Origin of the sequence: Rhodopseudomonas sp. BR0C11 (assembly GCF_010820945.1) — a bacterium.
Taxonomy (GTDB): Bacteria; Pseudomonadota; Alphaproteobacteria; order Rhizobiales; family Xanthobacteraceae; genus Rhodopseudomonas; species Rhodopseudomonas palustris_H.
The window spans coordinates 1-8,091 of sequence record NZ_QTKI01000215.1 but is presented as its reverse complement, the minus strand read 5'-3'; the positions used below and the strand labels follow the sequence as shown (position 1 = coordinate 8,091).

The 8,091-nt window shown below is 65.5% G+C and carries 6 protein-coding genes; 5 read left to right on the top strand and 1 reads right to left on the bottom strand.

Features of this window, described 5'->3' with window-relative positions; genetic code table 11:
• Positions 1-885, bottom strand: an 885-nt coding sequence (locus tag DYI24_RS16390; RefSeq protein ID WP_164573053.1) for a glycosyltransferase family 39 protein, incomplete at its 3' end; no start/stop codon positions are given.
• A gap of 144 nt (positions 886-1,029) precedes the next feature.
• Here DYI24_RS16390 and lepA point away from each other — a divergent pair.
• The 5 genes from lepA to bchO all read left to right on the top strand — a co-directional run.
• Positions 1,030-2,841, top strand: a complete 1,812-nt coding sequence (gene lepA / locus DYI24_RS16385; protein WP_164573052.1) for a translation elongation factor 4 — start codon at positions 1,030-1,032, stop codon at positions 2,839-2,841.
• A gap of 116 nt (positions 2,842-2,957) precedes the next feature.
• Positions 2,958-3,806, top strand: coding sequence for an alpha/beta fold hydrolase (locus DYI24_RS16380; protein ID WP_164573051.1), 849 nt, complete (start codon positions 2,958-2,960; stop codon positions 3,804-3,806).
• 273 nt (positions 3,807-4,079) lie between these two features.
• On the top strand, positions 4,080-5,912 hold the full coding sequence (aceK, locus tag DYI24_RS16375) for a bifunctional isocitrate dehydrogenase kinase/phosphatase (RefSeq protein WP_164573050.1): 1,833 nt from the start codon (positions 4,080-4,082) through the stop codon (positions 5,910-5,912).
• 90 nt (positions 5,913-6,002) lie between these two features.
• The gene (locus tag DYI24_RS16370; protein ID WP_107353921.1) at positions 6,003-6,746 is read left to right on the top strand and encodes a sulfate transporter family protein; all 744 of its coding nucleotides are present in this window, start codon (positions 6,003-6,005) and stop codon (positions 6,744-6,746) included.
• A gap of 595 nt (positions 6,747-7,341) precedes the next feature.
• On the top strand, positions 7,342-8,091 hold a 750-nt coding region (gene bchO, locus DYI24_RS16365), incomplete at its 3' end, for an alpha/beta fold hydrolase BchO (protein ID WP_246701281.1).

Here is an 8,091-nt window from a genome sequence, read left to right as displayed (position 1 = left end):
TGCAATGTCGGCCAGCGCCGCGCGGGACGGCCGCAGCACCACCGCGGCGGTGATCAGCGCCACCGCCGCATAGGCGACGGCGCCGGGCAGATAGGTGAGTGTGTCCCGCAGGTTATCGGCCAAATCCGCCGACTCGTGCGCGGCCGCATAGGCGAAGGTCGGAAAGCCGTGAGCGGCCAGCCACCAGACGTGCGGGCCCAGCACGAGGCCGCCGCACAGGATCATCAGCCACGGCGCCGGGGAGGCGAACAACCGGCCACGGCGCGGATCGATCAGCGCCGCCAGCCCCAGCGCGACGACCAGCACGATCGACCAGTATTTCCCCAGCATCGAGGCGCCAGCAAACGCCCCCGCAAGCGCCCCCCACAGCGCCGCACGACTCTCCAGTGCGCGCAAAAAGCAATGGATAGTGAGCGCCCATAGCGGCAGCAGCACCGCATTGGCGTTGTATTTCAGCGCGATGAAATTGAAGAACGGGATCAGCGTCAGCAGCGCCAAGCCGAACAGCGACTTCTCGGCGTCCATGTAGCGCCGCATCGTCCGCCAGGCGATGTACAGCGTCAGCGCGATATTGGCGGTCGCCAGCAGATGGACCGACAGATCGGACGGCGGAACCAGGGTGAACCAGGCGCGCGCCACCCAGGCCGAGAACGGCGGATGCTTGTCGGTGCCGAAAGCCAGGTGGCGCGACCAGCCATACAGCTCGGTCTCGTCGGCGTGCAGATCGCGCGGCCAGGTGGCGATGATCCGATACGCGGTCCAAACCGCCATATAGGCGAGCAGGGTCCAGATAACGGTAAGCTCCTGCCGCTTGGGATCGAGCAGGGCATCGAGCCAGCGCGTCAGTGGAGCGAAGGGGCGGCGGGGGGTAGAGGGAGGGGACATCCGGGCCCTGAGCTTGAGGCGTAGCGCGGCGGACATCATCCGCTTCCGCCGGCCGCGTCAAGCGCGGCAAAACCGGCGGTTTTTCGGGAGGTTGCGGCTTCCGTTCGCCTTGCCGGGCCTGAGTCGCGATGCTATCTGGCCGCCATGACAACCGTCCCCATCGACAATATCCGCAACTTCTCCATCGTCGCCCATATCGACCATGGCAAGTCGACGCTCGCCGACCGCCTGATCCAGATGACCGGCGCGCTCAGCGACCGCGAAATGGCCGGCAAGGAGCAGGTGCTGGACTCGATGGACATCGAGCGCGAGCGCGGCATCACCATCAAGGCGCAGACCGTGCGCCTGACCTACCGGGCGCAGGACGGCAAGGACTACATCTTCAATTTGATGGACACGCCCGGCCACGTCGACTTCGCCTACGAAGTGTCGCGGTCGCTGGCGGCGTGCGAGGGCTCGCTACTGGTGGTCGACGCCTCGCAAGGTGTCGAAGCGCAGACGCTCGCCAACGTCTACCACGCGCTCGACGCCAACCACGAAATCGTCCCGGTGCTCAACAAGGTCGACCTGCCGGCGGCCGAGCCCGAAAAGATCAAGCAGCAGATCGAGGACGTGATCGGACTGGACGCCTCCGACGCAGTGATGATCTCGGCCAAGACCGGCCTCGGCATCCCCGACGTGCTGGAGGCGATCGTCAAGCGTCTGCCGCCGCCGAAGGGCGATCGCGACGCCACCCTGAAGGCGCTGCTGGTCGACTCTTGGTACGACGTCTATCTCGGCGTCGTGGTGCTGGTGCGCGTGGTCGATGGCGTGCTCAAGAAGGGCCAGCGCATCCGGATGATGGGCACCGGCGCCGCCTACGACGTCGAGCGCGTCGGCTACTTCACGCCCAAGATGGTCAATGTCGAAGAGCTCGGCCCCGGCGAGGTCGGCTTCATCACCGCGGCCATCAAGGAAGTCGCCGACACCCGCGTCGGCGATACCATCACCGACGACAAGAAGCCGGTCACCGACATGCTGCCGGGCTTCAAGCCCGCCGTGCCGGTGGTGTTCTGCGGCCTGTTCCCGGTCGACGCCGACGATTTCGAAACGCTGCGCGCCGCGATGGGCAAGCTGCGGCTGAACGACGCCAGCTTCTCGTTCGAGATGGAAACCTCAGCCGCGCTCGGCTTCGGCTTCCGCTGCGGCTTCCTCGGTCTGTTGCACCTCGAGATCATCCAGGAGCGGCTCAGCCGCGAGTTCGATCTCGACCTGATCGCGACCGCGCCGAGCGTGATCTACAAGATGAAGCTGACCGACGGCACCGAGATGGAGATCCACAATCCGGTCGACATGCCGGACGTGGTCAAGATCGCCGAGATCCAGGAACCGTGGATCGAGGCCACCATCCTGACCCCCGACGAATATCTCGGCTCGGTGCTGAAGCTGTGCCAGGACCGCCGCGGCAATCAGAAAGAGCTGACCTACGTCGGCGCCCGCGCGATGGTGAAGTACGACCTGCCGCTCAACGAAGTGGTGTTCGACTTCTACGACCGGCTCAAGAGCGTGTCGAAGGGCTACGCCTCGTTCGACTATCACCTCACCGACTATAAGCCGGCCGACTTGGTGAAGATGCAGATCCTGGTCAATGCCGAGCCGGTGGACGCACTGTCGATGCTGGTGCACCGGACCCGCGCCGAAGGCCGCGGCCGCGCCATGGTCGAGAAGATGAAAGAGCTGATCCCGCCGCACATGTTCCAGATTCCGATCCAGGCGGCGATCGGCGGCAAGGTGATCGCCCGCGAAACCGTCCGCGCCCTGCGAAAGGACGTCACCGCCAAGTGCTACGGCGGCGACATCACCCGAAAGCGCAAACTTCTGGAGAAGCAGAAGGAGGGCAAGAAGAAGATGCGGCAGTTCGGCAAGGTCGACATCCCGCAGGAGGCGTTCATCGCGGCGCTGAAGGTGGACAGCTAAGTACCAGGCCACCGCTCACCGAAAGGCCTCGGCTTGCTTGTCGTGTCCTGATCAAGGACAGCCGATCTCGCCCCCTGCTAATCGTCAGTTCGTCGCTGAGCTGCAGGGTGATTCGCATGGCAAGGCTGGCTAGATTTCTGTTTTTAGGCGCGTTTGCGCTGCTCTCCGCGACCTCCGCCATCGCCGATCCGATTGCGCCGGCCGGCAAGGCGATCGGCCAGGACGCGGGTGGTCACACGATCTATCAGGTCGACGCCAACGGCATTTCGATCGGCTACAAGCTGGTTGGCCAGGGCGCGCCGATGGTGATGATCATGGGGCTCGGCGGCACCGCCGAGAACTGGCCACCCCAGGTGGTCGAGGCGCTGTCGAAGACCCATCAGCTGATCCTGATGGACAATCGCGGCATGGGCCACACGACCGCCAACGACACCACCTTCAGCTACCCGCTATTCGCCGCAGACGTGATCGGGCTGCTTGACGCGCTCGGCGTCAAGCGCAGCGATGTGCTCGGCTATTCGATGGGCAGCACGATTACCCAGCAATTGCTGCTGCAGTATCCGGACCGGTTCAACAAGGCGCTGATCCACGCCACCTCGACCGACGGCAGCAACGTCGCCAAGGCGCTGCACGGCCGGGTGCCGGCCGACCCGATCGTGGCGCGGCAGGTCGAGGCCACCACCCATTGGAAGACCCCGCTGGATAAGCTGCCGTCGATCGACAATCAGGTGATGCTGGTGGTCGGCACGGCCGACAACGTCGTCGGCACCGACAGCTCCAAGACGCTCGCCACCGCGATTCCTGGAGCGTGGCTGGTCCAGTTCAAGGGCGCAACGCACCATCTGATGTACGAGACCCCCGACGGTTTCTCGGCAGCGGCGCTAACGTTCTTCGAGACGAACGAGACCGTGCCCCCGAAGATCGAGCCGAACGCCTCCGTCGCTCCGCCACCCGCGCAGCCATGAGGCAGGCTGAAACGGGGCGACGTCGTTCTCCGCCTCGCCCGCTGATCGGCCAATCTCGGTCCACCAGACTCACTGCCCAAGCCTTCCCGCCCCGACAGATTGTCGCATCCGTCTTTCGGCGGGGGGTGTTTTGCGTCAGATCACGCTTGGAGGGGCCAAAGCCTCCCATGATGGCGCAATCGCCCCGGTGGTTCGGTCCGGTGGCCGGCTGGGCGGCCGGTCCGGACGGGCAGCCGGAGGCGCGACCTGACGAGATGCGCTGACCCCGACGCAATGACCGCAACCATTTCCCACACCCGCGCCCGGCCGCTCGGCGCCGCCGAGATCGAGCACGCCACGCGGATTGCCGAGCCTGATTTCGACCTGCTCGACGCGCTGTACCGCACCGACGATCCCGACGATCAGGCGCGCCTGCTGGCGCGCGTGGTACTGTCGGCGTTCGACAACTACTACTCGGTGTCGCGGCGGATTCCGGCGCTGGCGCAGGCGGCGTTCGAGGCGCGCGACTGGCCGGTGACGGTGCGACTGTCGAAGATCCGGATCGGGCTGTACACCGCCTGCATCGACCAGCTCGTGCCGCTGTTGAAAGCCGGGCTGCCGGAGCTGACGACCGACGAGCAGCTGTGGCCGACCGCCGAGGCCGAACTGCTCGCCGCGATCGAGGGCCGCTACGAGGCCGATTTCGCCTTCGCGTTCTGGCAGTCGCTGCGCCGCAAGCTGGTGAGCGACGAATGGCGGCCGGTGTCCTATGACGCCGGCGCCACCGCGCGGCGCACCACCTCGCCAGCAGCGGTGCTGAAGACCACCACCACCACGCTGCCTATCACCGCCGAGGTGATCGCCGGGATTCTCGGCGACGCCGGCTTCCATGTGCCGTGGCGCGATCGCGACGGCGACGCGGCGCTCGCAGCGCTGGCGATCGAGACGGCGCTGGAGCCGCTCAGCCCGCGTCCCGGCGAGCCGGTCAAGATCGAGATCGCCGACTCCGGCTTCTTCCGCAATCGTGGCGCCTGCCTGGTTGGCCGGATCAAACTGCGCGACCGCGGCGACATGCCGATGCGCAACCTGCCGCTGCTGATCGCTCTGCTCAACGAGAAGGACGGGCTGGTCGTCGATGCGGTGCTGACCGACAGCGACGAGCTGCAATATGCGTTCTCGTCGACGCTGGCGAACTATCACGCCACCAATCCGCGCTACCACGAGCTGGCCCGGCTGCTCCATGAGCTGATGCCGAAGCGGCCGCTCGGCACGCAATATTCGTGCATCGGCTTCCATCACCTCGGCAAGGTCGCGGTGATGAGCGAGATCCTGGCCGAACACCGCAAGACCAAGGAAAAGCTCGCCACCGCACCCGGCTTCAAGGGCACGGTTGCGATCGCCTTCACGATGCCGTCGTCGGCCTATGTGCTGAAGATCATTCGCGACCATCCGACCGACGATTACAAATTCGATTACTTCGACGGCCTCGACGAGGTGCTGCGCAAATACAATCTGGTGCATGAGATCGACCGCGCCGGATCGATGCTCGACAACATCATCTATTCCAACGTCAAGCTCGACCGCGCGATGTTCGCGCCCGAGCTGCTCGACGAACTGCTGGAAGCCGGGATCGGCACGGTAACGCTCGATCGCGGCGCGCTGGTGTTCCGGCATCTGATCGTGCAGATCAAACTGACGCCGCTGCCGCTGTATCTCGCCAACGCGTCCGCAGCCGAATCCCGTGCCGCGGTGATGAATCTCGGCGACTGCATCAAGAACAACGCCGCGGCCGATATCTTCAACAAGGATCTCGACGGCCGCAATTACGGCGTCAGCCGCATCCGCAAAGTCTATCTGTTCGACTACGACGCGGTGGAGCCGCTGACCTCGGTCACCGTGCGCCGCGACGACGCTGCGCCGGGTGAATTCGACAATGGCATGGTGTTCCGGCCGCAGGAGATGCTGGAGGGGCTGCGGATCGATGACCCCGGCCTGCGCCGCGCCTTCCGCGACGCCCATCCGGAGCTGATGCAGGCCGATTACTGGGAAGGCATGCAGCAGGCGCTGCGCGACGGCAAGGTGCCGAAGGTGATGAATTATCCAGCGTCGCGACGGCTGCGGCGGTAAGCGCGCGCGACGAAGACGTCCCGGCCCTTGCCGAACATCGGCGCGGTCTCTACCTGTTCGAGGCTGTTTTTCCGGGACGAGGACGCCGCCATGCTCGACGCCGCCATCAAGGCGCTGACCCAGATTCTGTCGCCGCCGATGCGCTCGATCCTGTGGCGCTCGGTCGGCTTCGCGTTGGCGTTGATCGCGGTCGCTGCGGTCGGATTGCAGCGGCTGCTGAGCTGGCTGGCAAGCTCAAGCGAGATCTGGGCCGAAGCAACGCTGGGCGGCTTTCACACCCCCCTGAACATCTTGTCGTGGATCGTGTCGATCGCGGCCGGGCTCGGCATCGTTGTCGGCGCGGTGTTCCTGATGCCGGCGGTGACCTCACTGGTGGCCGGCATTTTCGTCGACGAGGCCGCCGAGCACGTCGAGCGCGAATACTATCCGCACGAAGCGCCGGGCGTCGCGCTGCCGATCGGGCTCGCCACCTGGGAAACGGTGAAGACCGCGCTGCTGACTATCCTGGTTTATCTGGTGGCGCTGCCGTTCCTGTTCGTCGCCGGCGCCGGCGCGATCGTGTTCTTCGTCGCCACCGCCTGGCTGCTCGGTCGGGAATATTTCGAACTGGCCGCGATGCGTTTCCGCCCAGCGCCGGAAGCCAAGGCGATGCGGCGCGACAATGCCACCACGGTGTTCATCGGCGGACTGATCATCGCCGCCTTCGTGTCGATCCCGATCGTCAACCTGGCGACGCCGCTGTTCGGCATGGCCTTCATGGTCCATCTGCACAAGCGGCTGTCGGGATCGCGGCCCGAAGTGCTGGCGCCGGACCGGCGCAGCATGCTGCAGTAAGAGAAGCGGCGCCGAACGTTAGTCGGTGCGCGCCACGCCGCGCAGCTTGCGGCGAACCGCGGACGACACCTCCTGCACGGCGCCGCCGACGATCATCATCAGGAAATTCGCAAGGTGAGACATCTTCATCGCTAAGCACTCCTGGCGGGCATTACGCCGTGCGCGGCATCCAACGCCCTTTCGGACTTGAACCTGGACGATCTTGCGATCGTTCCAAGTTGCGATGAAGTATCAGGTCGTTTTCGTCGGCAGGATGCACAAAAGAGATCGTCGCCCGAGATAATCGGTCATGTGTCGGCCGGAGCTGACACTCGGCGTCAAGCTAACACGACGCAGAGGTGATGAGTTAAGCCTGGTGTCGGGCTGACTTGACGAAGCGATTGTCAACCTCGCGCAGGGCTCACTCCGAGCTGTTAGTTGAATTCCCGTCGACGCTCTCTGTCTTTCCGCACTAATTACCATTCTGCAATTGTGAGGCGCGAAATCGATTCGTCGCAGGAACTCTGCGGCGGGGCTGTGTTTGTCCGTGTGCGCCAGTTTGCTTCCGGCGCCATGGAGGTGATCAGCTTTGGTCCTTCATCCCGCGCGCGATACCCTGCAGACCTTCTCGCCGAGACTTCCCTCACGACGGCATCATCCAAAGCCTGACTGGCAGCGTGACGGCGGCGATTGGCCTCACCGCAACCGCAGCCGCTTTGTCGAAGCCGCCGGTCTGCGTTGGCACGTGCAACAGATCGGCCGCGGGCCGACGTTGCTGCTGCTCCACGGCACCGGTGCGGCGACGCATTCGTGGCGCGATCTGGCGCCACTCCTCGCCGAGCACTTCACGGTGATCGCACTCGACCTTCCCGGTCATGGCTTCACCGAGACGCCGGAGCGCGGACGGATGTCACTTGATGCGATGGCCGCCGATATCGCCGTACTTCTGGGCACGCTGGGGCAACGTCCGGCGCTGGTGGCGGGACATTCGGCCGGCGTCGCAGTGCTGGCGCGGATGTGCCTCGACGGTCTGATCGCGCCGTCGGGTCTCGTCAGCCTCAACGGCGCGCTGCTGCCGATCGGCGGACGCGCCGGGCGCTGGATGCTGCCGCTCGCCAGAGTGCTGGCGGGCAGCGCGATGGTGCCGCGGCTGGTGGCGCGGTTCGCGCGCACGAAGGGCATGGTGGAGCGGATGATCGCCGACACCGGCTCCTCGCTTCAGCCGGACGGCATCGAGCTGTATCGCGGGCTGGTGTGCAGCCCGGGTCATGTTGCGGCGGCACTCACTATGATGGCGAGCTGGCGGCTGGAGCGCCTCGCCGCGGAGCTGCCGCGGCTGACGCCGCGCCTGTTGCCGGTCGCCGGC

Coding starts and splice junctions, on each gene's coding strand:
- lepA (WP_164573052.1), top strand. CDS start 1,030: ATGACAACCGTCCCCATCGACAATATCCGCAACTTCTCCATCGTCGCC.
- DYI24_RS16380 (WP_164573051.1), top strand. CDS start 2,958: ATGGCAAGGCTGGCTAGATTTCTGTTTTTAGGCGCGTTTGCGCTGCTC.
- aceK (WP_164573050.1), top strand. CDS start 4,080: ATGACCGCAACCATTTCCCACACCCGCGCCCGGCCGCTCGGCGCCGCC.
- DYI24_RS16370 (WP_107353921.1), top strand. CDS start 6,003: ATGCTCGACGCCGCCATCAAGGCGCTGACCCAGATTCTGTCGCCGCCG.